This window comes from Streptomyces silaceus (genome assembly GCF_001419745.1).
Classification (GTDB): domain Bacteria; phylum Actinomycetota; class Actinomycetes; order Streptomycetales; family Streptomycetaceae; genus Streptomyces; species Streptomyces silaceus.
Genome location: NZ_LIRJ01000562.1, coordinates 1 through 839 on the forward strand (window position 1 = coordinate 1; position 839 = coordinate 839).

The 839-nt window shown below is 70.3% G+C and carries 1 protein-coding gene; it reads left to right on the forward strand.

Annotated features, from left to right (window positions below; genetic code table 11):
• Nucleotides 1-25: 25 nt before the first annotated feature.
• A complete protein-coding gene (locus AOK22_RS36600) occupies nucleotides 26-736 on the forward strand; it encodes a C39 family peptidase (protein ID WP_055702981.1) in 711 nt (236 codons plus the stop codon).
• Nucleotides 737-839 lie beyond the last annotated feature (103 nt).

Consider the following 839-nt stretch of genomic DNA (forward strand, 5'->3'; position numbering starts at 1 on the left):
CTCTCCCTCCACCCCAGGAGCCCGTATGCGTAAGAGAGTTGTCTCCACAGCGATCGCCGTGGCCGCGGTCGGTGCCCTTGTCTCGCCGGCCGCCGCCCAGACGGACCCCGCGCGTCCGGGGAGCGTCCACGTGCTCAGCCACGGCTCCGAGGCCGGGACCGCGGTCGTCAGCGGGCACAACGAGAAGGGCACCCGCCTGAGCGTCGCGGGCGTGCGCACCAAGAGCGCCCACACGCTGCCCGTCGACTACCAGGTGCAGGAGACCGGCTACTGGTGCGGTCCCGCCGCCACCCGCATCGCGCTGTCCGCCCGCATCGCCGCGCCGAGCCAGGCCGACCTCGCCGCCCAGCTCGGCACCACGGAGGCGGGCACCGACCACATCAGCCAGGTGACCGGCGTGCTCAACGCCAACCTCGGCACCGGCTGGTACGAGACCAAGGAGATGCCCGACGACCCGCCCACCCAGGCCCAGAAGGACCTGCTGTGGAACGACATCGTCCTGGACATCGACAAGAACTACCCGCTGGTGGCCAACATCGTGGCCCCGCCCGGCAACCAGCCGCCCGGCTACCCGTCGGACCAGACGATCTACCACTACTTCACGGTCATCGGGTACGACGACGCCAACCGCACGGTCCTCATCGCCGACCCCGCCTCCTTCGGTGGCAACCAGATCTACTGGCTCTCCTTCGACCAACTCGCCAGCCTGATCCCGCCGAAGGGGTACGCCGCCTGACCGCGACGGGGCCTGCCCTTCCGCGACGTCCACGGAAGGGCAGGCCTTGGGCGTCCCTTCACAGCCAGCCGTTGCGCTGGGCCTGCAAGGCCATCTGGAAGCG

What these genes read in the sequence shown, in the direction of transcription:
- AOK22_RS36600 (WP_055702981.1), top strand. Translation starts at nt 26, where the DNA reads ATGCGTAAGAGAGTTGTCTCCACAGCGATCGCCGTGGCCGCGGTCGGT.